The sequence below is a fragment of the Achromobacter sp. AONIH1 genome, assembly GCF_002902905.1.
Lineage (GTDB): Bacteria > Pseudomonadota > Gammaproteobacteria > Burkholderiales > Burkholderiaceae_B > Achromobacter.
Genome location: NZ_CP026124.1, coordinates 3,835,623 through 3,857,365 on the forward strand (window position 1 = coordinate 3,835,623; position 21,743 = coordinate 3,857,365).

General features: G+C 70.9%; 20 protein-coding genes. 2 read left to right on the forward strand and 18 right to left on the reverse strand.

Annotated features, from left to right (window positions below):
• Positions 1-108 precede the first annotated feature (108 nt).
• From C2U31_RS17625 to gcl, 10 genes are all read right to left on the reverse strand, one after another.
• A complete protein-coding gene (locus C2U31_RS17625) occupies positions 109-1,338 on the reverse strand; it encodes an ArgE/DapE family deacylase (RefSeq protein WP_103273948.1) in 1,230 nt (409 codons plus the stop codon).
• A 17-nt stretch (positions 1,339-1,355) separates the two neighbouring features.
• Complete coding sequence (gene uraD, locus C2U31_RS17630) at positions 1,356-3,134, reverse strand: 2-oxo-4-hydroxy-4-carboxy-5-ureidoimidazoline decarboxylase (protein WP_103273949.1); 1,779 nt, start codon at positions 3,132-3,134, stop codon at positions 1,356-1,358.
• Between the two features lie 17 nt (positions 3,135-3,151).
• Positions 3,152-4,096 carry an allantoinase PuuE gene (gene puuE / locus C2U31_RS17635; protein WP_103273950.1) on the reverse strand — a complete coding sequence of 315 codons (945 nt, stop codon included), beginning with the start codon at positions 4,094-4,096 and terminating at the stop codon, positions 3,152-3,154.
• A gap of 73 nt (positions 4,097-4,169) precedes the next feature.
• Entirely contained in the window at positions 4,170-5,441 is a 1,272-nt protein-coding gene (locus tag C2U31_RS17640; RefSeq protein WP_103273951.1) for a urate hydroxylase PuuD, read from the reverse strand.
• 221 nt (positions 5,442-5,662) lie between these two features.
• Positions 5,663-6,013: a hydroxyisourate hydrolase gene (gene uraH / locus C2U31_RS17645; RefSeq protein ID WP_103273952.1), complete on the reverse strand. Its 351-nt coding sequence runs from the start codon at positions 6,011-6,013 to the stop codon at positions 5,663-5,665.
• A 57-nt stretch (positions 6,014-6,070) separates the two neighbouring features.
• Positions 6,071-7,498, reverse strand: coding sequence for a pyruvate kinase (pyk, locus tag C2U31_RS17650; RefSeq protein ID WP_103273953.1), 1,428 nt, complete (start codon positions 7,496-7,498; stop codon positions 6,071-6,073).
• Between the two features lie 3 nt (positions 7,499-7,501).
• Entirely contained in the window at positions 7,502-8,833 is a 1,332-nt protein-coding gene (locus C2U31_RS17655; RefSeq protein WP_103273954.1) for a glycerate kinase, read from the reverse strand.
• A 3-nt stretch (positions 8,834-8,836) separates the two neighbouring features.
• Positions 8,837-9,739 carry a 2-hydroxy-3-oxopropionate reductase gene (gene glxR, locus C2U31_RS17660; protein ID WP_103273955.1) on the reverse strand — a complete coding sequence of 301 codons (903 nt, stop codon included), beginning with the start codon at positions 9,737-9,739 and terminating at the stop codon, positions 8,837-8,839.
• 59 nt (positions 9,740-9,798) lie between these two features.
• Positions 9,799-10,578: a hydroxypyruvate isomerase gene (gene hyi / locus C2U31_RS17665; RefSeq protein WP_103273956.1), complete on the reverse strand. Its 780-nt coding sequence runs from the start codon at positions 10,576-10,578 to the stop codon at positions 9,799-9,801.
• A 74-nt stretch (positions 10,579-10,652) separates the two neighbouring features.
• On the reverse strand, positions 10,653-12,443 hold the full coding sequence (gcl, locus tag C2U31_RS17670; protein ID WP_103273957.1) for a glyoxylate carboligase: 1,791 nt from the start codon (positions 12,441-12,443) through the stop codon (positions 10,653-10,655).
• Positions 12,444-12,581: 138 nt separating this feature from the next.
• Here gcl and C2U31_RS17675 point away from each other — a divergent pair, with 138 nt between their 5' ends.
• The gene (locus C2U31_RS17675; RefSeq protein WP_103276428.1) at positions 12,582-13,541 is read left to right on the forward strand and encodes a LysR family transcriptional regulator; all 960 of its coding nucleotides are present in this window, start codon (positions 12,582-12,584) and stop codon (positions 13,539-13,541) included.
• 201 nt (positions 13,542-13,742) lie between these two features.
• Here the strand turns inward: C2U31_RS17675 and C2U31_RS17680 are convergent, their stop codons facing one another.
• A complete protein-coding gene (locus C2U31_RS17680; protein ID WP_103273958.1) occupies positions 13,743-15,272 on the reverse strand; it encodes an amidase in 1,530 nt (509 codons plus the stop codon).
• 12 nt (positions 15,273-15,284) lie between these two features.
• Positions 15,285-16,271: a tripartite tricarboxylate transporter substrate binding protein gene (locus tag C2U31_RS17685; RefSeq protein WP_199770842.1), complete on the reverse strand. Its 987-nt coding sequence runs from the start codon at positions 16,269-16,271 to the stop codon at positions 15,285-15,287.
• A gap of 166 nt (positions 16,272-16,437) precedes the next feature.
• Between C2U31_RS17685 and C2U31_RS17690 the strand changes: the two genes are divergently transcribed.
• Positions 16,438-17,379 carry a LysR family transcriptional regulator gene (locus tag C2U31_RS17690; protein ID WP_103273959.1) on the forward strand — a complete coding sequence of 314 codons (942 nt, stop codon included), beginning with the start codon at positions 16,438-16,440 and terminating at the stop codon, positions 17,377-17,379.
• 55 nt (positions 17,380-17,434) lie between these two features.
• On the opposite strand, the gene C2U31_RS17695 is transcribed toward C2U31_RS17690, so the two are convergent.
• From C2U31_RS17695 to gspI, 6 genes are read right to left on the reverse strand one after another with little or no spacing between them, the layout of a single operon-like run.
• Positions 17,435-18,193: a general secretion pathway protein GspN gene (locus C2U31_RS17695; RefSeq protein ID WP_103273960.1), complete on the reverse strand. Its 759-nt coding sequence runs from the start codon at positions 18,191-18,193 to the stop codon at positions 17,435-17,437.
• Complete coding sequence (gene gspM, locus C2U31_RS17700) at positions 18,193-18,780, reverse strand: type II secretion system protein GspM (protein ID WP_103273961.1); 588 nt, start codon at positions 18,778-18,780, stop codon at positions 18,193-18,195. The genes C2U31_RS17695 and gspM overlap by 1 nt, the downstream gene beginning before the upstream one ends.
• Complete coding sequence (gene gspL, locus C2U31_RS17705) at positions 18,777-19,769, reverse strand: type II secretion system protein GspL (protein ID WP_103273962.1); 993 nt, start codon at positions 19,767-19,769, stop codon at positions 18,777-18,779. Before gspL ends, gspM begins: the two co-directional genes overlap by 4 nt.
• On the reverse strand, positions 19,766-20,716 hold the full coding sequence (gspK, locus tag C2U31_RS17710) for a type II secretion system minor pseudopilin GspK (RefSeq protein WP_103273963.1): 951 nt from the start codon (positions 20,714-20,716) through the stop codon (positions 19,766-19,768). Before gspK ends, gspL begins: the two co-directional genes overlap by 4 nt.
• The gene (locus C2U31_RS17715; RefSeq protein ID WP_103273964.1) at positions 20,713-21,327 is read right to left on the reverse strand and encodes a type II secretion system protein J; all 615 of its coding nucleotides are present in this window, start codon (positions 21,325-21,327) and stop codon (positions 20,713-20,715) included. Before C2U31_RS17715 ends, gspK begins: the two co-directional genes overlap by 4 nt.
• Complete coding sequence (gene gspI, locus C2U31_RS17720) at positions 21,324-21,743, reverse strand: type II secretion system minor pseudopilin GspI (RefSeq protein ID WP_103273965.1); 420 nt, start codon at positions 21,741-21,743, stop codon at positions 21,324-21,326. The genes C2U31_RS17715 and gspI overlap by 4 nt, the downstream gene beginning before the upstream one ends.

The window sequence follows — 21,743 nt, forward strand, 5'->3', positions numbered from 1 at the left end:
GGCTTGGTTTGTGTATTCGGAAATGGGAATTCGACGGTGAATCGCGGGATGCCGCGCGCACCCGCGGCCGGGGGCTGCGGAGCGCGGATCAAGGCTTGGGGACAGGGGCTACTGCGGCTGCAGCAGGTCGGCCAGCGCGCGGGCGATGACCTTGGTGGCGCGGCGCAGGTCTTCCAGCGCGACGCGTTCGTCGTTGCGCTTGGCGTGGGACTCCAGCACCGTGCGCGGGCCGGCGCCGTAGATCACGCCGGGGATGCCGGCCTCGGCGTACAGCCGCACGTCGGTGTAGAGCGGGGTGCCCAGCGCCGGGATGTCCTCGCCGAAGATCTCCCGGCCGTGCCGCTGGATGGCGTCCACCAGCGGCTTGTTGCCGGGCAGCGGACGCATGGCGTTGGCCAGCAGCAGCCGCTTGATCTCGACGCGGATGCCGGGAAAGGTCGCGGCGGCGTCTTCGATGATGCGGTAGATGTCGGCTTCCACCTCGGCGGCGTTTTCCTCGGGGATCATGCGGCGGTCCAGCTTGAAGCTGACCTTGCCGGGCACCACGTTGGTGTTGGTGCCGCCTTCGATGCGGCCGACATTCAGGTAGGGGTGGGTGATGCCCGGCACCTGCGAGCGGACCTCGCGATAGCGCGCATTCTGCGCGTACAGCGCGTTCAGGACCCGGACCGCGCCCTGCAGCGCGTCCACGCCGGTCTCGGGCACGGCCGCGTGCGCCATTTCGCCGTGCACGGTGACTTCCATCTGCAGGCAGCCGTTGTGCGCCGACACCACGGCGTAGCTGAAGCCGGCCGCGATCAGCAGGTCGGGCTTGGTCAGGCCCTGTCGCAGCAGCCAGCCCGGTCCCAGCAGGCCGCCGAATTCCTCGTCATAGGTGAAATGCAGCTCGACCGCGCCATGGCGGGGCGCGGCCACGGCCTCCAGCGCGCGCACGGCGAAGGTGAAGCTGGCGAAGTCGCTCTTGCTGACGGCGGCAGCGCGGCCGTACAGATTGCCATCCTCGATCTGGGCGCCGTAGGGGTCGTGGCGCCAGCCTTCGCCGGGCGGCACCACGTCGCCGTGGGCGTTCAGGGCCACGCGGCGGCCAGGGCCGTACTCGCGCCGCACGATCAGGTTGGTGATCGATTGCAGGCCGTAGTCGCGTACTTCCTGTTCGGGCACGGGGTGGGCCTCGGCCTGCATGCCGAAGGCCCGCAGCAGCTCGGCGGTGCGTTCGGCATGCGGGGCATTGTTGCCCGGCGGGGTATCGGTGGGCACGCGCACCAGTTCCTGCAGGAAGCGCACTTCCTCGTCGAAGTGGGCGTCCACCCAGGCGTCGAGTTTCGAATAGTCTGTCATCTTGTGTGTCTCCGGGTTCAACGTGTCATCTCATGCGCCAGCGCATCGAGCAGGTGGCGCAGGGCCTGCGCCGCCAGCTGCATGTCGTTGGCGGTGGTGGATTCGAGCGGATTGTGGCTGATGCCGAAATTCTGGCCGCGCACGAACAGCATGGCTTGCGGCATGGCCTCGTGCAGCTTCATGGCGTCGTGGCCGGCGCCGCTGGGCATGCGATGCACGGGCAGGCCCAGCGCCTCGACCGCGCGTTCCCAGCGCGCCTGCCAGGCCGGCGCGCTGGGCGCGGCGGCGGCGCGCAGGGTCTCTTCCAGTTCGCAGCGCAGGCCCCGGCGCTGGCAGATGGCGGCCAGCTCGGCCAGCACGTCGGTCGCCAGCGCGTCGCGCTGGGCGTTGCCGGGCGCGCGCAGGTCCAGGCTGAAGCGGCATTCGCCGGGCACCACGTTGATCGAGCCGTTGGGCACGTCCAGCATGCCCATGGTGCCGACCGAGTCGCCGTCGCGCGCCGCGCGCCGTTCCAGATACAGGGCCAGCTCGGCCGTGGCGGTGGCCGCGTCGCGCCGGCGGTCCATGGGGGTAGTGCCGGCATGGCTGGCCATGCCGACGATGCGGCCACGGTAGCGCACGCTGCCGTTGATCGAGGTGACCACGCCCAGCGGCAGGCCCATCTCGAACAGCACCGGGCCTTGCTCGATGTGCACTTCGACGAAGCCCAGGTAGCGCGCGGGATCGCGCCGCAGCGTGGGGATGTCGTCGATGCACAGGCCGGCATGCTGCATGGCTTCGCGCATCGTGGTGCCCTGGGCGTCGCGCTGGTCCAGCCATTCCTGCCTGAAGTCGCCGACCAGCGCGCCCGAGCCCAGGAAGGTGGCGGCGTAGCGCTGGCCTTCCTCCTCGGCGAAGCCGATCACTTCCAGGTGATAGGGCAGGCGCCGGCCCTGGCGGTGCAGTTCCCGCACGCAGGCCATGGGCACGAAGATGCCCAGCCGGCCGTCGTACTTGCCGCCGTTGCGCACCGTGTCGTAGTGGCTGCCGGTCATCAGCGTGGCGGCGTCGGCCCGCTCGGCGCGATAGCGGCCGACCACGTTGCCGACGGCGTCGATCTCGACTTCGTCGAAGCCGCAGTCGCGCATCCAGTGGCTGATGCGCTGGGCGCAGGCGCGGTGCGCGTCCGTCAGGTAGGTGACGGTGAGCTGGCCCTGTTCGGCGTAGCCCGGATCGCTGTGGACGCTGAGCCGCTCATGCCAGTCCCAGATGTCGTTGCCCAGTGTCAGATCCAGGCCGAACTTGTCGGCCAGGCGGATCTCGACGATGCGGTGGATGTTGCGCAGCGCCTCGCGGAATTCGACATCGGGCGGATTGTCCAGCCGGCGTTCGAAGGTGGCGATGATCTGGCCGCGCGTCAGGCCGATGCCGCGCGGACCGCGCACGGCCAGGATGAAGGGAAAGCCGAAGCGGGCCAGATAGTCGGCGTTGAGCTGCCGCAGCCGCGCCAGTTCCTCGGGCGAGCAATGGGTCAGGCCGGCCTTGTTCTGCTCATTGGTGGATTCGGCCGTCAGGCTGTTGTCCTGCATGGCGCGGCCGGCCAGCTCCGGGTGGGCGCGGATCAGCGCCAGGCCGGCCTCGGCGTCGGCCTCGTCCAGCACGCGCCGCAGCGCGTCCTGCAGCTGCGGCAGCGAGCGGAACGGCCGCGAGGCCAGGGCCTGCCGGGCGATCCAGGGCGAATGCTCGTACAGGCCGTCGAGCATGGCCACGGCCTCGTCGGTCGTGGCGGCATTGAGCTGTTCCAGGGTGTAGGCCATGTGGGTCGGAGTCGACATCAACGGGTGGAGAGGAAGGGATGGATGGCGCGCCAGTGGCGGGCGATGTCCAGCCGGCGGCAGATCCAGACGCGATCGCGCGCCGCGATATAGTCCAGGAAGCGCTGCAGCGCCACGATGCGGCCCGGCCGGCCCAGCAGGCGGCAATGCATGCCGATGCTGAGCATCTTGGGGGTCTCGTCGCCTTCGGCGTAGAGCGCGTCGAAGCTGTCCTTCAGGTACTGGAAGAAGGGCTCGGCGTGGGAATAGCCCTGCGGCAGCGCGAAGCGCATGTCGTTGCAGTCCAGCGTGTAGGGCACGATCAGCTGCGGCACGACCTCGCCGTCGCTTCTGCGCACCTGCATCCAGAACGGCAGGTCGTCGCCGTAGTAGTCGCTGTCGTATTCGAAGCCGCCATAGTCGGCCACCAGGCGGCGCGTGCGGGGGCTGTCGCGGCCGGTATACCAGCCCAGCGGGCGCGCGCCGGTCAACTGTTCGATGGCCTGCATGCCCAGGAACATGTGTTCGCGCTCGGTGGCCTCGTCCACGTCCTGGTAATGTACCCAGCGCCAGCCGTGGCAGGCGATCTCGTGGCCCAGCTCGACGCAGGCCGAGGCCAGTTCGGGATGGCGCTGCAAGGCCATGCCCACGCCGAACACCGTCAGCGGCAGCCGCCGCTTCTCGAACTCGCGCAGGATGCGCCAGACGCCGGCGCGCGAGCCATATTCGTAGATGCTCTCCATGGAAAGGTGGCGGTCCGGGTAGCTGGCCGGATTGAACATCTCGGACAGGAACTGCTCGGAGCCGGGGTCGCCGTGCAGCACCGAGTTCTCGCCGCCTTCCTCGTAGTTCAGCACGAACTGCACGGCGATGCGCGCGCCGCCCGGCCACCGCGCGTGCGGCGGATTGCGGCCGTAGCCGGCCAGGTCGCGGGGGTAGGGCAGCGTGGCGTCGTAGATGGGCATGTAGGCGGGGGAGGAAGGATGGAAGGGGAAGGGGCGGAACGGGAGCGGCAACAGGCCGCTCCCGCGGGCGGGCCTAGCGCGTGGGCGCGCCCGCCTTGAACCAGGCGTCGATCAGCGCGCGTTCGTCGTCGGTCATGCCGGTGGAATTGCTCATTGGCATCACGCGCGACACCACCACCTGCTGGTAGATGGCCTGCGCGTGGCTGGCGATTTCCTGGGGCGAGTCCAGGCGCACGTTCTTCATCTGCACCTGCGCGCCGTGGCACAGCAGGCAGCGCTGTTCCACCACCTTCTGCACCCGCCCGAAATCCGCGCCGGGGGCCGGGGCGGCGGCCGCCGGCGGCACTACGGACGCGGCCAGCGTCGCGGCGGCCGATGTGGCCGGGGCGGGACGGTCGGCGCGGATCTCGGGGCGCGGCTCGGGGCGCATCCACATCAGCGTCAGGCCCAGCACGGCGACGCCCAGCAGCGCATAGCCCAGCGGATTGCGGGCGTTGCCCAGCTTGAAGCGGTGGCGCACCACGAAGAACTGGCGCACGGCCGCGCCGCCCAGCATGATCAGCAGCAGCACCAGCCAGTTCTGCGGATGGGTGTAGGTGACGCTGTAGTGGTTGCTCATCATGGCGAACACCACCGGCAGAGTGAAATAGGTGTTGTGCACGCTGCGCTGCTTGCCGCGCTGGCCGTGCACGGGGTCCACCGGCAGGCCGGCCTTCATCGCGGCGACGTTCTTGCGCTGGCCGGGAATGATCCAGAAGAACACGTTGGCGCTCATGGTGGTGGCCATCATGGCGCCCACCAGCAGGAAGGCGGCGCGGCCGGCGAACCAGTGACAGGCCAGCCACGAGGCCGCCGCGATGAACACCGCCACCAGCGCGCCGACGACGACGTCGCCGTGCCTGCCACGGCCGAACAGCCGGCAGATGCCGTCGTAGACCAGCCAGAAGACCACGAAGAAGGCCAGCGCGACGGCGACGGCGGTGCCGGGCTGCCAGTCCATCTTCGATCGGTCTATCAAGTAGGTGCTGGCGTTCCACAGGTAGGACACGGTGAACAGCGCGAAGCCGGTCAGCCAGGTGCTGTAGCTTTCCCAGAACGACCAGTGCAGATGCTCGGGCAGCCGCTTGGGCTGCACCGCGTATTTCTGCATGTTGTAGAAACCGCCGCCATGCACCGCCCATTGCTCGCCGCCGACGCCCTTGTCCAGCGACTCCTGGTCGCGGGGCTTTTCCAGGCTGTTGTCCAGCATGACGAAGTAGAACGAGGCGCCGATCCAGGCGATCGCGGCGATGATGTGGGCCCAGCGCAGCAGCAGATTGACCCAATCCAGGTAATAGCCTTCCATTTACGCTCCCGCAGTGGGCAGAGCCGGCCATGGGCTCTGCCGCACTGCTTACCACCGCGGGCGCTGTAAGCAGAAAACAGATCGCGCACAAGGTCCGCAAGACCCCGCACCGCTGCGATCAAGATACGAAAATTGTATGCAAAGTATGGCGGCAAAACTACCCCCGCAGGCGTCCCGACGGCATCAGGAATACCCTGATCCGGGGCGCCTGCCTCCCGGCGTCATGAGCCGCGATACGTGGAGTAGCTCCAGGGGCTGACCAGCAGCGGCACGTGATAGTGCTGGTCCGTGTGCGCCACGCCGAAGTCCAGGCTGACCCGGTTCAGGAAGTTGGGTTCGGGCAGGGCCACGCCCCGCTGCCTGAAATAGCCGGCCACGTCGAAGACCAGCCGGTAGGTGCCGATCTTCAGGTCCTGCGCGGTGTATAGCGGCTGGTCGCTGCGGCCGTCGTGGTTGAGCGCGAAACGGCGGATCAGGGTGGCGTCGTCGCCTTCGGTGGCGTAGAGCGCTACCTCCATGCCCTGCGCGGGACACCCGTGCATGGTGTCGAGTACGTGCGTGGTCAAGCCCATCTTGTCTCCTTGGCTGGCCGCGGGATCGCGGCGCGAGCCATGTTTATATTTGATTTTTCAAGCGGTGGCGATGCGCAGCAGATTGGTGGTGCCGGCCTTGCCGAAAGGCATGCCGGCGATGATCGCCAGCGTCTGTCCTGCGCTGCAGAAGCGCTCCTGCGTCGCGACGGCGCAGGCCAGGCGGGTGGACTGCGCGATGTCGGCCACGTCGTCCACATGCACGGAATGCACGCCCCACACCAGCGTCAGCCGCCGCGCGGCCGCCAGGCTGGGCGTGAGGCTGAGCACCGGCGCCTCGGGCCGTTCGCGCGCCGCCCGCAGGCTGGTGGCGCCGGAGCTGGTGAAGCAGACGATCGCGGCCGCCTTGAGCAGCGCGGCGGCGTGGCGCATCGCGCAGCACACGGCCTGGGCCGTGTCCGACTGGCCCGACACGGCGGGGGAATGCGAGGCGTCGATCAGCTGGCGGTACTGCGGATCGGCCTCGGTGCCGTCGATGATGCGGCTCATCATCGCGACCGCGGCCTGCGGATGCTTGCCGGTGGCGGATTCGGCCGACAGCATGACGGCGTCCGCGCCGTCGTAGATGGCGGTGGCCACGTCGGAGGCCTCGGCGCGCGTGGGCACGGGGCTCTCGATCATGGATTCCAGCATCTGCGTGGCGACGATCACCGGCTTGCCGGCGCGGCGGCAGCCGCGCACGGCGCGCTTCTGGATCGCGGGCACCTGTTCGGCCGGCAGTTCCACGCCCAGGTCGCCGCGCGCCACCATCAGCGCGTCGGCCTGGGCGATGATCTCGTCCAGCCGCTCGACCGCCGAGGGCTTCTCCAGCTTGGCGATGATGCGGGCGCGGTCGCCGATCCGCTCGCGGGCCTCGATGATGTCCTCGGGCCGCTGCACGAAGGACAGCGCGATCCAGTCGGCGCCCAGCGCCAGCGCCGTGTCCAGGTCGCGCAGGTCCTTGGGCGTGAGCGCGGAGATCGGCAGCACCACGCCCGGCACGTTGACGCCCTTGCGTTCGGACAGCCGTCCGCCCACCAGCACCCGGGTATCCGCGCTGGTCGCGTCGCAGGCGTCGACGCGCAGGCGCAGGCGGCCGTCGTCCAGCAGCAGCTCGGCGCCGGGCGCCAGCGCGGCGAAGATCTCGGGGTGGGGCAGGCAGACGCGCTCGGCGTTGCCGGGGCGCGGGTCCAGGTCCAGGCGGAAGCGCTGGCCGGGCTGCAATTGCACCGGCCCCTGCGCGAAGGCGCCCACGCGCAGCTTGGGGCCTTGCAGGTCGGCCATCACGCCGATGGGGCGGCCGGTCTCGGCCTCGATCTCGCGCAGGATGGCCATGCGGACCGCGTGATCCTCGGCGCTGCCGTGGCTGAAGTTCAGCCGGAACACGTCCACGCCGGCATGGAACAGGCTGCGGAGGGTATCGCGGTCGCTGCTGGCCGGACCCAGCGTGGCGACGATCTTGGCGCGGCGGTTGCGGCGTAGGGACATGGCTCAGGTTCTCTGTGTGAAAGCGGGGGCGGGGGCTTGCGCGACGTCGGGCCAGGGGTCGCCGGGCTTGGCGTCGATGAGGATGGCGCGGAAATCGTTGACGTTGGTGCGCGTGGCGCCGGTCACGATCGAGGCGCCCAGCGCCTTGAAGAAACCGTGGCCGTCGTTGTCGGCCAGGGCCTGCGCGGGCTTGATGCCCAGCGCCCAGGCGCGCGCCAGCGTCTGCGGGCCGATGCGGGCGCCGGCGATGTCCTCGGCGCCATCCACGCCATCGGTGTCGGCCATCAGGGCGTGGATGCGCGGATGGCCGCGCAGCGCCAGCGCCAGCGACAGCAGGCATTCGACATTGCGCCCGCCGCTGCCCTGGCCGCGCACGGTCACGGTGGTTTCGCCGCCCGACAGCAGCACGCAGGGCGGGCGGAATGGCTGTTCGCGCTCGGCGGCCTGCAGCGCGATGCCGGCCAGCACCTTGCCGACGTCGCGCGCCTCGCCCTCCAGCGCGTCGCCGAGGATGTGGGCGTCGTAGCCGGCCTGGCGCGCCACGGCGGCGGCCTCCAGCGCCATCTGCGGCGTGGCCGCCATGCGGATCTCGGCGCGCGCCAGGCGCGGATCGCCGGGTTTGACGGACTCGGCGCGGCCCGAGCGCAGCGCGTCCAGCGCGGCCTCGGGCAGGGCGATGCCGTAGCGCTGCGCGATGTCCAGCGCGTCGGCGCAGGTGGTGGGATCGGCGCAGGTGGGGCCGGACGCGATGTCCAGCGGCCGGTCGCCCGGCACATCGGACATCAATAGGGTGATGACCCGCGCCGGATGGCAGGCCGCCGCCAGCCGGCCGCCCTTGATCGCGGACAGGTGGCGCCGCACGCAGTTCATCTCGCTGATGGTCGCGCCGCTGGCCAGCAGCGCGCGGTTGACGGCCTGCTTGTCCTGCAGCGTCAGGCCGTCCAGCGGCAGCGGCAGCAGGGCCGAGCCGCCGCCCGAGATCAGGCACAGCACGGTGTCTTCCGGGCGCAAGCCGCTCACCAGGTCCAGCATGCGGCGCGCGGCGCGCAGCCCGGCCTCGTCGGGCACCGGGTGGGCGGCCTCGACGATCTCGATGCGCGCGCAGGGCGCTGCATAGCCGTGGCGCGTGACCACCAGGCCCGTCAGGGGCCCGTCCCAGCGGGATTCGACCGCCTGGGCCATCGCCGCCGAGGCCTTGCCGGCGCCGATGACGATGACGCGGCCGCCGCGCAGCGTGTCCGGCGCGGGCAGTTGCGCGGCCACGCAGCGCTCCGGCTGGGCGGAGGCGACCATGGCGTCGAACATGCGGCGCAGCAGGGCGTCGGGACTGTGCATGGCTCAGCCCTGCTGGCCGATCTCGAAATTGGCCAGCTGCTCCAGCGCGCGCACCAGCGCCGAATGATCCCAGGCCTTGCCGCCGTGCGCGGCGCAGGCGTTGAACATTTCCTGGGCCGTGGCGGTATTGGGCAGCGACACGCCCAGCGCGCGGGCGCTGGACAGCGCCAGGTTCAGGTCCTTCTGGTGCAGCTCGATGCGAAAGCCCGGGTCGAAGCTGCGCTTGATCATGCGCTCGCCGTGCACTTCCAGGATCTTGCTGGACGCGAAGCCGCCCATCAGCGCCTGGCGCACGCGCGCCGGGTCGGCGCCGGCGCGCGCCGCGAACAGCAGCGCCTCGGCCACCGCCTGGATGTTCAGGGCCACGATGATCTGGTTGGCCACCTTGGCGGTCTGGCCGTCGCCGTTGCCGCCCACCAAGGTGATGTTCTTGCCCATCAGTTCGAACAGCGGTTTCACGCGCGCGAAGACCGCCTCGTCGCCGCCGGCCATGATGGACAGCGTGGCGTTGCGGGCGCCGACCTCGCCGCCGGAGACCGGCGCGTCCAGGTAGTCGCAGCCCAGCGCCCGGATCTTCTCGGCAAAGCGCTTGGTGGCGATCGGCGAGATCGAGCTCATGTCGACCACGGTCTTGCCCTCGGCCAGGCCGGCGGCGATGCCGTGCTGCGCGAACAGCGCGGACTCCACGTCGGGCGTGTCCGGCACCATGATGAAGACGATGTCCGAGCGCTCGGCCACGTCGCGCCCGTTCAGGCAGGGCACGGCGGTGGTCTCGGCGATCTCGCCGGGCAGCTTGCCCAGTGTGTGCACGTAGAGCGGGTGGCCGGCGCGGGCCAGGTGCCCGGCCATGGGCGCGCCCATGATGCCCAGGCCGACGAAACCGATCTTGAGCGGCGATGCAGTCATTGCTTGTCTCCTGCGGAAGGGAAAACGCGTGTTGTTGTGAAGGCGGAGCCGGACGGGCGTCACCGCGCCAGCGCTTGCCGCCAGCCCAGGCCGGCGGCCGTGGTGGTGGCGGGCTTGTATTCGCAGCCGACCCAGCCGGCGTAGCCGAGCCGGTCCAGCAGGGCGAGCAGATAGGGATAGTTGATCTCGCCGGTGCCGGGTTCGTTGCGGCCCGGGTTGTCGGCCAGCTGCACGTGGCGGATCAGCGGGAAGTACTGGCGCAGCGTGGCCGCCAGCTCGCCCTCCATGCGCTGCGCGTGATAGATGTCGTACTGCAGGAAGGCGTTGTCCGCGCCGGTCTCGGCCAGGATGGCGGCGGCCTGGGCCGTGCGGTTCAGGTAGAAGCCGGGAATGTCCAGCGTGTTGATCGGCTCGATCAGCAGGTTCAGGCCCGCCTGCTTCAGGGCGCTGGCCGCATGGCGCAGGTTGTCGATGAAGGTGGCGCGCAGGCGCGCGTCCTCGACGCCGGCGGGCGCCTTGCCGGCCAGGCAGTTCAGCTGCTTCACGCCCAGCGCCTGGGCGTACTCGATGGCGCGGTCGACGCCGGCGCGGAATTCCTCGACCCGGTCCGGGTGGCAGGCGATGCCGCGCTCGCCGGCGTCCCAGTCGCCGGCCGGCAGGTTGTGCAGGACCAGCTCAAGACCGTAGTCGTCGAGGCGGCGGCGGATCTCCGAGGCGGGCCAGGCGTAGGGAAACAGGAACTCGACGGCCTCGAAGCCGTCCTCGGCGGCGAGGGCGTAGCGGTCCAGGAAGGGGACTTCGGTGTACAGCATGGTCAGGTTCGCGGCATAGCGGGGCATGGAACTCTCACTGAAGCAAGATGGCGGGAAACGGAATGCGGCCGTCCTTGGGGGCCGGCCGCGACCGGACGGCGCTAGGCCAGCAGGCCGGCCTCGGCCAGGCCCTTGGCGCCTTCCGGATGGCGGCAATCGATGTCCTCGAACTCGACGATGTTGTCGATCTCGGTGCCCATGGCGATATTGGTGACCCGTTCCAGGATCACTTCCACCACCACGGGCACGCGGTGCTTGCGCGCCAGCGCCTGCGCCTCCAGCAGCGAGGCCCGCAGCTTGCCCGGGTCGGTGACGCGGATCGCTTTGCAGCCCAGGCCCTGGATCACCTGCACGTGGTCCACGCCGTAGCCCTGCAGCGCAGGGTCCGATACGTTCTGGTTCTCGAAGGCCAGCTGCACGCAGTAGTCCATGTCGAAGCCGCGCTGCGCCTGGCGGATCAGGCCCAGGTAGCTGTTGTTCACCAGCACCTGCACGTAGGGCAGGTTGAACTGCGCGCCCACCGCCAGCTCTTCGATCATGAACTGGAAGTCATAGTCGCCGGACAGGCCCACCACCATCCGCGACGGATCGGCCGCGACCACGCCCAGCGCGGCCGGCACGGTCCAGCCCAGCGGACCGGCCTGGCCGCAGTTGATCCAGCGGCGCGGGCCGTAGACGTGCAGGAACTGCGCCCCGGCGATCTGCGACAGGCCGATGGTGGACACATAGATCGTGTCGCGGCCGAACGCCGCGTTCATTTCCTCGTAGACGCGCTGCGGCTTGATCGGCACGTTGTCGAAATCCGTCCGGCGCCGCATCAGCCGCTTGCGCTCGGCGCAGCGCGCCGCCCACTCCGTGTAGTCGCGCAGCCGGCCGGCGGCCTTGCGCTCGCGCGCCACCTCGATGAACAGCGCCAGCGCCGCCCCGGCGTCCGACACGATGCCCAGGTCCGGGTTGAAGACGCGTCCGATCTGCGTGGGCTCGATATCCACGTGCACGAACTTCCTGCCGCGCACATAGGTCTCGACGGAACCGGTGTGGCGGTTGGCCCAGCGGTTGCCCAGGCCCAGCACGAAATCGCTGGCCAGCAGCGTGGCGTTGCCGTAGCGGTGGCTGGTCTGCAGGCCGCACATGCCGGCCATCAGCGGATGGTCGTCGGGTATCGCGCCCCAGCCCATCAGCGTGGGGATGACCGGCACGCCGGTCAGTTCGGCCAGCTCCACCAGCTGCGCGGACGCGTCGGCGTTGATGACGCCGCCGCCGGCCACGATCAGGGGCCGGTCGGACGCGGCCAGCATGTCCAGCGCCTTCTCGACCTGCTTGCGCGTGGCGCGGGGCTGGTACACCGGCAAGGGCTCGTAGGTGTCGATATCGAAATCGATCTCGGCCATCTGCACGTCGAAGGGCAGGTCCACCAGCACCGGGCCGGGGCGGCCCGAGCGCATCAGGTGAAAGGCCTGCTGCAGCACGCGCGGCACCAGCGCCGGCTCGCGCACGGTGACCGCCCACTTGGTCACCGGCTTGGCGATGGACTCGATATCCACCGCCTGGAAGTCCTCCTTGTACAGGCGGGCGCGCGGCGCCTGGCCGGTGATGCACAGGATGGGGATGCTGTCGGCGCTGGCCGAGTACAGCCCCGTGATCATGTCGGTGCCGGCCGGCCCCGAGGTGCCGATGCACACGCCGATATTGCCGGCCTGGGCGCGGGTATAGCCCTCGGCCATGTGCGAGGCGCCCTCGACGTGGCGCGCCAGCACGTGGGCGATGCTCTGCCGCTCGCGCAGGGCCGCGTAGAACGGGTTGATGGCGGCGCCCGGCACGCCGAACGCCTGCGTGACGTTTTCCTTTTCAAGAACCAGCACGGCGGCCATTGCCGCCCTCATCTTGGCCATGCGCATCTCCTGCGGTGCCGACTAGGGGTGGGACAGATGGTCCCAAGTCGGGCCCGGCGACGGAAGACGGGTATGGCGAATGACGCATATTCCATGGTGGAATACCGGATCGAAGGCGACTCGGACTCTAATCGCGACATGGATCGGATCAAAGCGCTACGCCTGTTCACCCGGGTGGTGGACCTGGGCTCCTTCAGCCGCGCGGCGCTCGAGCTGGGCATCGGCCAGCCCGCGGCGACCAAGCAGGTCGCCCGCATGGAGCAGGAACTCGGCGCGCGCCTGCTGCATCGGTCCACGCATGGCGTGTCGCCCACCGACGTCGGCATCCGCTACTACGAGAAATGCAAGCTCATCGTGCACCACGACGAGGAAGCTCGCTCCGTGGCCGCGCTGACGCAGTCGCAGGTTCAAGGAACGCTGCGCATCAGCACCTCGGTCGCCTTCGGCCGCCGCGTGCTGGCGCCGATGGTGCTGGACTTCATGCGCGACCATGCGCTGCTGACGGTGGACCTGAGCTTCGACGACCGCTACGTCAATCTGGTCGAGCAGGGCGTGGACGTGGCGGTGCGCATGGGCCGGCTGGCCGATTCCTCGCTGGGCGCGACCTACCTGGGCAACAGCCCCTGGGTCGTGGTCGCGTCGGCCGCTTACCTGGAACGGCGCGGCGCGCCCGTCCGGCCCGAAGCGCTGGCCGATCACGAGGCGCTGGTCTACAGCACCGCGCAGGGCGACGCCATCTGGCATTTCGCCGGCGGCGGCGCGCAGACCCTGGCCATTCCGGTGAGGGAACGGCTGCGCTCGAACAACCTGTCCGTGCTGTTGGGCGCCGCCCGCGACGGTTTCGGCATCGCCGTGCTGCCGCGCTATGTGGCCGACGAAGACCTGCGCCGGGGCGCCATCCTGCCGCTGCTGGAGGACTGGCGCCTGCCCGGCCAGGAGATCCACGCGGTGTATCCGTCGCCGCGCATGGTGCCGGCCAAGGTGCGGGAACTGGTCGCGTGGCTGAAGGGCAGGTTCAGGGACGAGTGGTGGCGCGCGGACGTGCGCGGCGCGGCGGCTGGCCCCGCAGCCGCAGCAGGCATAGTCCGGGGCAGTTGAAACAACGCCTGGAGCATCGATGGCTGGATTGGACGACACGCGCGGCGCCGGCGCGGGCGGGATTCGCGCAAGCGGGGGAGGCGCGGCCGGCGCTCACGCCGTCGGGCAAGGCGGAGATGAGCGTGAGCTATTGCGTCGAACTGCGAGCGCGAGTCGCTTGGCCGGCCGGCAGGAGGCGCGATTTCAAGGGCGAGCGCGCGGCTACACGGCGGCAATTCCCGTCTTGCCGGACGCCGGCGCGCTCGTCGCCGGGGCGGGCGCCGACACGATCGACCGCAGCGGCGGGTCGGCGGGCTTGAGCGCATGCAGGTCCGGTCTCGGGCGTTGCAGCTCGGCGATGCCGGAGAATGCCTGCTCCATGCCCAGCGCGGCGGCCAGCACCTCGCGGTCTCCCCGGAAGCGGCCCACGATCTGCAGGCCGAAGGGCATGCCGTGCCCGTCGCGGCCGCAGGGCAGCGTGAGCGCGGGGTGGGTGGTCAGCGTGATGACGTAGGTCAGCGCCAGCCAGCGGTAGTAGTTCTCCTGGGGCCGGCCGTTGATGGCTTGCGCGTACAGCTGGGTCCAGGGGAAGGGCGAGACGGGCGTGGTGGGCGTGAAGATCAGGTCGTAGTCTTCGTAGACGCGCTGGAAGCGCTTGATCAGGCGGGTCTGCTCTGCCTGGGCCCAGGCGCAGTCCTTCAGGCTCATCGCCGCGCCCATCTCGAAATTGGCGCGCGGGTTGGGGCCCAGGCTGGCGGGGTCCTTTTCATAGGCGTCGCGCATGCCGGCCACGAAGGCTTCCGCGCGCAGGATGTCGAAGCAGCGGTGGGCGTCGCCGAAGTCGATGTCCACCGGATCGCAGGCGGCGAACAGATGCCGCATGGCCGCGATCTTGGCGCGGAAGGCGACGCGGATGTCGTCGTCGAGGTCGCACAGGCCCAGGTCCTCGCTGTAGCCGATGCGCAGGCGGCCCAGATCGGCGGCGGTGGGCGCCAGGAACTGCAGCGGGTCCAGCGGATAGCTGAGCGGATCGCCCGCGTCCGGGCCGGCGCTGGCCGCCATCTGCAGGCAGGCATCGGCCACGGTGCGGCCCATGGGGCCGACCACGGAGATCGGCGTCCAGCCCAGCAGCTTGCGCACGCTGGGCACCACGCCGGGCGAGGGACGAAAGCCCACCACGCCGCATTTCGCGGCGGGAATGCGCAGCGAGCCGCCGGTATCCGAGCCGGTGCAGACGGGCAGCATGTCGCAGGCCAGCGCGGCCGCCGAACCGCCGGAGGAACCGCCGGCATTCAGGTTGGGATTGAAGGGATTGCCGGTGGCGCCCCAGACCGCGTTGCGCGAGTTCGCGCCCGCGCCCATTTCCGGCACGTTGGTCTTGGCGGCGACGATGGCGCCGGCGCGGCGCAGGCGCGCCACCAGGGTCACGTCCTCGGCGGGGATGTGGTCGCGGTATATCGGCGAACCGTAGGTGGTGAGCAGGCCGGCCGTGGGCTCCAGATCCTTGACGCCCAGGGGCAGGCCATGCAGCAGGCCCAGCGCCTCGCCGGCCATCACCGCGCGCTCGGCGGCGCGCGCCTCTTGCCGAGCGCGTTCGAAGGCGGTCGCGGTGACGGCGTTGACGTAGGGGTTGACGGCCTCGATGCGGGCGATGCAGGCCTCCAGCAGTTCCACGGGGGAAAGCTGGCGGGCGCCGATCAGGCGCCGCAGCGCCACCGCCGTCAGGCCGACCAGCGAGTCGTCCAGGGGCATGGGTTTCTTCCTTCAGTCGAGTTTGATGTTGGCGCGCTGGGCGAGTTCGCGCATCAGCGGCAGCTCTTTCCGGATCAGGGCCTCGCCGGCGGCGCTGTCGGAAAAGGCCGGTTCGAAGCCCTGGGCTTCGAGACTCTTGCGCACGTCCGGCGCTTCGACGACCGTGCGCAGCGCGGTTTCGAGTCGGTTCTTGACGTCCGCGGGCAGGCCGCGCGGGGCGGCGAACATCAGCCAGGTGTCCATGACGACCGAGGGATAGCCTTGCTCGGCGAAGGTGGGCACGTCGGGCAGGAACGTCGACCGGCCGGGGGCCGATATGGCGAGCACGCGCACCTTGCCCAGTTTGCTCTGCGGCAGCGCGGCAGCCACCGTGTCGATCGAGAACGGGATCTGGCCGCCGATCAGGTCGGTCATCGCCGGGGCGCTGCCCTTGTAGGGCACGTGCGTCATCTCGATGCCGGCGACGGCCAGGAAGGCTTCGCCCACGAAATGCGAGGTGGTGCCCGCGCCATAGGAGCCGTAGGCCGGCCGTTCGGCACCGCGCGCCTTGACGTAGGCGATCAGTTCCTTGAGATCCTTGACCGGCACGTGGGGATTGGCCAGCAGCGCAAGCCCGGTGCGACCGGCGATGCCGATGGGTTCGAAGCTCTGCACGGGATCGTAGGGCAGCTTGCTCTGGATTGCAGGATTGACGGTGAAGGTGGTGCCTGACGTCACCAGCAGCGTATAGCCGTCCGGCGCGGCCTTGGCGACGTAGCCGGCGCCGATCGCGGTGCCCGCGCCGGCGCGGTTCTCCACCACGATGGTCTGGCCGAGCTGCTGCCCGAGTTTTTGCGCGATGACGCGGCCCAGCGCGTCCGTGGCGCCGCCGGGCGGGAACGGCACCACCAGCGTGATCGGCCGGCTCGGGTAGGCTGGTTGGGCGTCGGCGGGCATGGCAAGCGCGAGGGCGCCGGCGAGAGTGGCGCCGAGACCGAGGGTAAGCAGGGTTGTCTTCATGATCGTGCTCGCAGAGGGGGGGGGACCCGGCGGAGCCTGGGCTGGCCGGCGGCGGATCCATCGCGTCATTGACCGATGTCATCCTAGGCGTGCGCTCTGTGTTGCAGCAATATGAATTGCTAGAATCATTCATTGCGAAAAACGCAAAAGATGCGGGTAAATACCTATGAACGCGCAAGTCTTGCAGGAAATGGCGGTCCGCTACTTTCTGGAAGTCGCCCGCTGCGGTTCGGTTAGCGTCGCGGCGGAACGGCTGGATGTGGCGCCTTCCGCGGTCAGCCGGCAGATCGCGCGGCTCGAGCGCGAGCTGGGCACGCTGCTGTTCGAGCGGCGCGCGCGCGGGATGATGCTGAACGCCGCTGGCGAACTGCTGGCCGCGCACGCCAAGCGGGCGCATCAGGACATGGAACGCGTGGCGGGTGAGATCGCCGGCCTGCGCGGACTGCGGCGAGGGCTGGTCAGGATCGCCTGCACCGAGGGCTTCGCGCATGATTTCGTGCCGGGGGCCATCGCGGCCTTTCACGAACAGCACGCCGGGATCCGGTACACGGTGGATGTCTGCTCGCAGCGCGAGGTACCGCAGCGCGTGCGCGACGGCACCGTGGACATCGGCATCACGCTCAGCCTGGTTTCTCATCGCGACGTGCGGGTGGAGTGGCGCATGGCGGCGCCGGTGCGGGCAGTGGTGGCCGCCGGCCATCCGCTGGCACGGCAGGCCGAGCTGTCGCTGGCGCAGCTGATGGCTTATCCGCTGGCCGTTCCCCACGCCGAATCCACGCTGCGTCAATTGATCGATATCAGCTGCAGCCGCCAGCAGCTGCAATTCGAGCCGGTGTTTTCCAGCGGCAGCGTCAATGCCTTGGTGGCCTTCGCGGCGGCGGGCGGCGGCGTGGCGTTCTGCGGGGAGCTGGCGATACGCCATCGCCTGCGCTGGAGCCAGGTGGCGGCGGTGCCGCTGCGCGACCGCGAGATGAACGAGCGCCATTTCGAGGTGCAGACGCTGGCCGGACGCGTGCTGCCGGAGGCAGTCACGGCCTTCGTCGCCAGCCTGCGGCAGCGGCTGGAAGCGGACACCGCGTGGGAAGGCGCGGACCGGGGGGCCGCGTAGTCGTTGCACGGGCCATGACGATGCCGGGCCGAGACCGGCTATCCGGCCGCGTTGCTCAGCCGCCCGTCCCGAACGTCACCACATCCTCCGACCGTCGTCCCAGCGCGGACAGCAGGCCGTCCAGCGCCGCGCGTTCGGCCACGTCCGCCTTGGGGGCATAGGTCGCGCGCCCCTGGAACTTCGCGCCGCGCGGGCTCAGGCTGCCCTGGCCGCTGACGTCCAGCAAGCCGCTTTCCGTGCTCAAGGCCAGCGCGCCGCCGGACTTGCCATCGCCCTGCAGGCGCAACACGTAGCTGCCCACCGGATTGACCGGCGCCAGCGCGGTGGCGGCGTCGCGCCAGCGCAGTTCGGCCAATGGCCCGGCGGGCAGGCGGCCGCCCAGCGGCAGCGTCTGCCACTTGAGTTCCAGCGTGCCTTGCGGCGCCAGCGTGTTCCAGGGCGAGCCCAGCGCCGACAGCGCGGCGGCCGGCGCGCGCAGCGACTGCGCCGACAGCGTGGCGCCGGTCCAGCCGGGGCTCAGCCGCAGCGGGCCTTGCAGCCAGGGATGGCGCAGTTCCATTTCCAACGTGCGCCAATGCCATTGCCATTGCAGGGCCTGCGGCAGCACGCGGCGCGCGCCGGGCGGACCCAGCGCGATCCAGGCGCTGCCGTTCCAGATGGTGCCGCCGGCGTCGGCCAGGCTGACGATGCCGCCTTGCGGCGCGGCCAGCAGCAGCCAGCGGGCGGGCAGCGCGGACAGCGCCGCCAGCAGCGCGGCGACGGAACAGGCCAGGGCCAGGATGAGGCCGCGCCGGGACGGGCGGGGCAGGATCATCAGGATGCCTGCCCGGCGGCGGGCGCGAGCGTGACGCGGCCGTTGACCAGGCCCGGCAGCGGGCGGCCATGGGGATTGGCGGCGCGCTCCAGTTCCGCGCCGGCCACCGTCAGGCCCCAGTCGCGGCTGGCGCCATCGAGCCAGTTCATCAGCACCGACGACGGCGCCTGGCGCACGGTCAGGACCAGCGTGGGGGATTTGCCTTCGGCCGGTTCCAGCTTCCATTGCTCGGCCAACAGGCCCGCGCGCGTCAGGCTGGCGGCCAGCTCCTCGGCGGCGGGCATGGCGCTGGAGGCGGCGGGGGCGCGGCGGCGCAGCAGGTCGGCCTGGGCGGTCAGGTCGGCCACCTGCGCGGCCTGGGCGCGCAGCTTCGGCAGCTCGTCGCGGTATTGATTCAGCGTCTTCAACGGCGGCTCGATCAGCAGGGTCCAGACCAGCGCGGCGCCCAGCACGGCGCCGGCGCACAGGACCAGCCGGCGTTCGCGCGGCGCCAGCGCCTGCCAGCCTTGGCGGGCGCGGTGGACGGCGGGGGCGTAGCGTTGCTGGCTGGCGCGCCAGGAAGCGTGGAGTTTGTCGATCAGGTTCATGGTTGGGCGGGCGTGATGCGCCAGGTGGCGTCCTTGTCGCCGCGTTCGAGTTTCAGGCCCAGCGCGGCGGCTTGTTGCACCAGCGCGGGCGTTTCGGCCACGCGCTGCGCCTGCTCGCCGGCATCGGCCAGGGTCAGCGTGAGGGCGTGGTCGGCGTAGGACAGGCGCGCGACGCGGTCGGCGGCGAAGGGCATGGCCTGGGCCGTGGCGCGCGCCAGCGGCAGGAAGTCGCCGGCCGACGACGAGCCCTGTCTGGCGAGCAGCGCGTCCAGCTCCTGGCGCGCCTGGCGCGCGGCATCCAGCACCACGGGCAGCCTGGGGTAGGCCTTCTGCACTTGTTCGCGCATCTGTGTCTGCAATGAGCGGGCCTCGCCGCGCAACTGCGCGGCATACAGGTTCAGGCCGCCCAGCCAGATCGCGCAGGCGATCGCGGTCCAGCGCCACACCGGACGCCAGCGCGAGACGCGGGTCGGCGCCCATTGCGGCGTGGCCAGCGACCAGGATGGCGCGGCCGCCTGCCAGCGCGGATCGCCGGGTTCGCGCAGCGGCGCGTCGGTCACGGGTTCCAGCGTCTGCGGCGCGATCAGCGCGCGCACGCGCAGCCCATGTTCGCCCAGCAGCGCCCAGGCGCGCCGCAGCGGTTCGCGCGGCGTCCAGGCCAGCGCCACGCTGCCATCGGCCGCGCGCGGGCCGTGGCCGATGGCCAGGTCGTCCATGTCTCCCAGGATCATGGGTTCCAGCACGCTGCGCACGGCGGCGGCCTGGCGCGCCTTGGGCAGGGCGGGGATCTGCAGCGAGGACGCGATCACGTCCTCGGGGTGCAGCACCGCCTCGCAGGCCGGCTGCGCATAGGCCTGGCCGAGCGCGCGCAGCGCCAGCTCGCCCTGGCGCGCGCAACGGCCGCGCCGGTCGAACCAGGCATAGGGCAGCGGCGTGTCCGCGTCCAGCGTCGCCAAGGGGGGAAGGGCGATGCGTAAGGTGTTCTTCAATTGTCTTCTCTCATCCAGACGGTCGCGGGCGCGGCGCCGGGCGTGGCGCGCAGCAGCGCCTGCGCGGTGAGGCGGGCGCGTTCGTAGACCACCACGCCGCGCGCCATGAACCAGCCGCTGGCGGTGACGACGGCGGGCGGCGTGCCCTTGAAGCCGGCGCCCGCCAGGCGGTTGGCGAAGTCGCCGCTATTGTTGAAGGCGTTGCCCCGGTCGCGTTCGCCGGCGATGGCGCGGGCCTGGCTGATCGACAGGCCGGGCGCCAGCGCGGCGATGACTTCGGGCGGGGCGGTGTTGACGTTGACCTGCGTGTTCGCGGGCAGCAGCGTCATGGTGCGTTGCAGTTCGTCGCGCACGGCGGGATCCAGGCCGAGCGCGGCGCCCAGTTCCTGCACGCCGCGCGGCAGCGGCGCGCGGGCGGGCGGCTGCGCGGCCGCGGCTGGGGCTTCGGCGGGCTGCGCCGGCGGCTGGCCCATGGCCACGATGTCGATGATGCGCGGCGCCAGCGTGTCCGGCAGGCGCAGCAGGCCCAGCAGCCGCAGCAGCACCTGTTCCTCGGCCGGCTGCGGCACGCCGGCGCGCGCCAGGTTGTACAGGTTGTACTTGCCCTGTTCGTCCTCCAGCCCGCCGGAGAACACGGCCACGCGCTCGTCGCCGGGACGCTCGATGCGCGTGTCCAGGATGGGGGTGGCCCAGATCTGGTCCTTGCGCGTGACCGCCTCGCGCTTGCCGTGGTCGCGCACCACCAGCCGCGCCCAGTCGATGCCGCCGGCCAGCAGCATGCGGGCCTGCAGGCGCGACTGCTCGTTCTCCAGCCGGCGCACGCTGGCGGTCTGGCGCTGGAACAGACTGGTGGTCAGCGCCGCCACGATGGCGACGATGATGAGCGCGCTGATCACGGCGGCGCCGCGCTGATCGCGCCGGGGCGGGGCGGGGATGGGGCGGATCATGGCAGCTCCATCACGCGCGAATAGCGTTGCGGGGCCTGCGCGTCGCCGCGCTGCACGGTGACTTCGAGGCCGGTCGCGGCGGTGGCCGACGCGGCGCGGGCGGCCTCGGCCCAGCCGGTGCCGGGAATCCAGACGCGCAGCGTCATGCTGCTGGCGCCGGGCAGCAGCAGCGCGCCGTCGCCGACCGGCGGCAGCGGGCCGCGCGCGGACGCGGCGCCGCTGGCGCGCCACAGGCCATCGGGGCGCACGCGCCATTGCACGCGCTGCCACAGGCCGGGGCTGTCCGGATGCGGGCGCAGGATCTCCAGCACGGCGCCGCCGCTGGGCGGGCGCAGCAGGCGCACGCCAGCCGACAGCGCGACCGCGTCGCCGCCGACGGGATCGAACACCGGGCCATCGTAGGACAGCTCCACGTCGCGGCCCAGCTGGCCCAGGCTGCGCACGATGGCGTCGGTGTCCTCGGCCTGCGATTCGATCCAGTCGCGCGCGCTGGAGACGCTGGCCAGGCCACGCCATGAGATCAGGCTGACCAGCGCCATCAACGCCAGCGCGACCAGCACTTCGATCAGCGTGAAACCGCGCTGGGCGCGGCGGGCGGGGGGCGCTCTCATCGCAGGCTCGACAGCAGCCCGTCCAGCTGCGCCAGCGCGCCGCCGCGCGGCGCATCCGCGTCGCGCACGCGCACGGAGACCTGGCGAAAGCTGCGGTTCACGGAATTGGTGAAGACCAGCTCGCACTCCAGCCGCAGTCCGCCTTGCGGACAGGGTTGGGTGCGCGAGCCGGCTGCGGGCAGGGTCTGTTCCAGCCGCAGCTGCACCAGCGCGTTCTGCGCGGCGATCAGGGCCAGCGCCTTGTCCTGCAGGGCGCGGTTGTTGGCCGCCATCAGGCCGGTGGCGCGCAGCGCGGCGGCCAGCGCGACCGCGATGATGGCCAGCGCCACCAGCACCTCGATCAGGGTCAGGCCGCGCTGGCGGCGCAGGCGCGTGCGGCTTGTTTGACGCGCGCGGCGCATGTCAGCGTGCGGCAT

What these genes read in the sequence shown, in the direction of transcription:
- C2U31_RS17715 (WP_103273964.1), bottom strand. Translation starts at nt 21,327, where the DNA reads ATGAGAGCGCCCCCCGCCCGCCGCGCCCAGCGCGGTTTCACGCTGATC.
- pyk (WP_103273953.1), bottom strand. Translation starts at nt 7,498, where the DNA reads ATGTCCCTACGCCGCAACCGCCGCGCCAAGATCGTCGCCACGCTGGGT.
- C2U31_RS17690 (WP_103273959.1), top strand. Translation starts at nt 16,438, where the DNA reads ATGAACGCGCAAGTCTTGCAGGAAATGGCGGTCCGCTACTTTCTGGAA.
- gspK (WP_103273963.1), bottom strand. Translation starts at nt 20,716, where the DNA reads ATGATCCGCCCCATCCCCGCCCCGCCCCGGCGCGATCAGCGCGGCGCC.
- C2U31_RS17675 (WP_103276428.1), top strand. Translation starts at nt 12,582, where the DNA reads ATGGATCGGATCAAAGCGCTACGCCTGTTCACCCGGGTGGTGGACCTG.
- C2U31_RS17685 (WP_199770842.1), bottom strand. Translation starts at nt 16,271, where the DNA reads ATGAAGACAACCCTGCTTACCCTCGGTCTCGGCGCCACTCTCGCCGGC.
- gcl (WP_103273957.1), bottom strand. Translation starts at nt 12,443, where the DNA reads ATGGCCAAGATGAGGGCGGCAATGGCCGCCGTGCTGGTTCTTGAAAAG.
- C2U31_RS17655 (WP_103273954.1), bottom strand. Translation starts at nt 8,833, where the DNA reads ATGCACAGTCCCGACGCCCTGCTGCGCCGCATGTTCGACGCCATGGTC.
- glxR (WP_103273955.1), bottom strand. Translation starts at nt 9,739, where the DNA reads ATGACTGCATCGCCGCTCAAGATCGGTTTCGTCGGCCTGGGCATCATG.
- C2U31_RS17680 (WP_103273958.1), bottom strand. Translation starts at nt 15,272, where the DNA reads ATGCCCCTGGACGACTCGCTGGTCGGCCTGACGGCGGTGGCGCTGCGG.
- puuE (WP_103273950.1), bottom strand. Translation starts at nt 4,096, where the DNA reads ATGCCCATCTACGACGCCACGCTGCCCTACCCCCGCGACCTGGCCGGC.
- uraD (WP_103273949.1), bottom strand. Translation starts at nt 3,134, where the DNA reads ATGGCCTACACCCTGGAACAGCTCAATGCCGCCACGACCGACGAGGCC.
- gspM (WP_103273961.1), bottom strand. Translation starts at nt 18,780, where the DNA reads ATGAACCTGATCGACAAACTCCACGCTTCCTGGCGCGCCAGCCAGCAA.
- C2U31_RS17640 (WP_103273951.1), bottom strand. Translation starts at nt 5,441, where the DNA reads ATGGAAGGCTATTACCTGGATTGGGTCAATCTGCTGCTGCGCTGGGCC.
- C2U31_RS17625 (WP_103273948.1), bottom strand. Translation starts at nt 1,338, where the DNA reads ATGACAGACTATTCGAAACTCGACGCCTGGGTGGACGCCCACTTCGAC.
- gspI (WP_103273965.1), bottom strand. Translation starts at nt 21,743, where the DNA reads ATGCCGCACGCTGACATGCGCCGCGCGCGTCAAACAAGCCGCACGCGC.
- hyi (WP_103273956.1), bottom strand. Translation starts at nt 10,578, where the DNA reads ATGCCCCGCTATGCCGCGAACCTGACCATGCTGTACACCGAAGTCCCC.
- uraH (WP_103273952.1), bottom strand. Translation starts at nt 6,013, where the DNA reads ATGGGCTTGACCACGCACGTACTCGACACCATGCACGGGTGTCCCGCG.
- C2U31_RS17695 (WP_103273960.1), bottom strand. Translation starts at nt 18,193, where the DNA reads ATGATCCTGCCCCGCCCGTCCCGGCGCGGCCTCATCCTGGCCCTGGCC.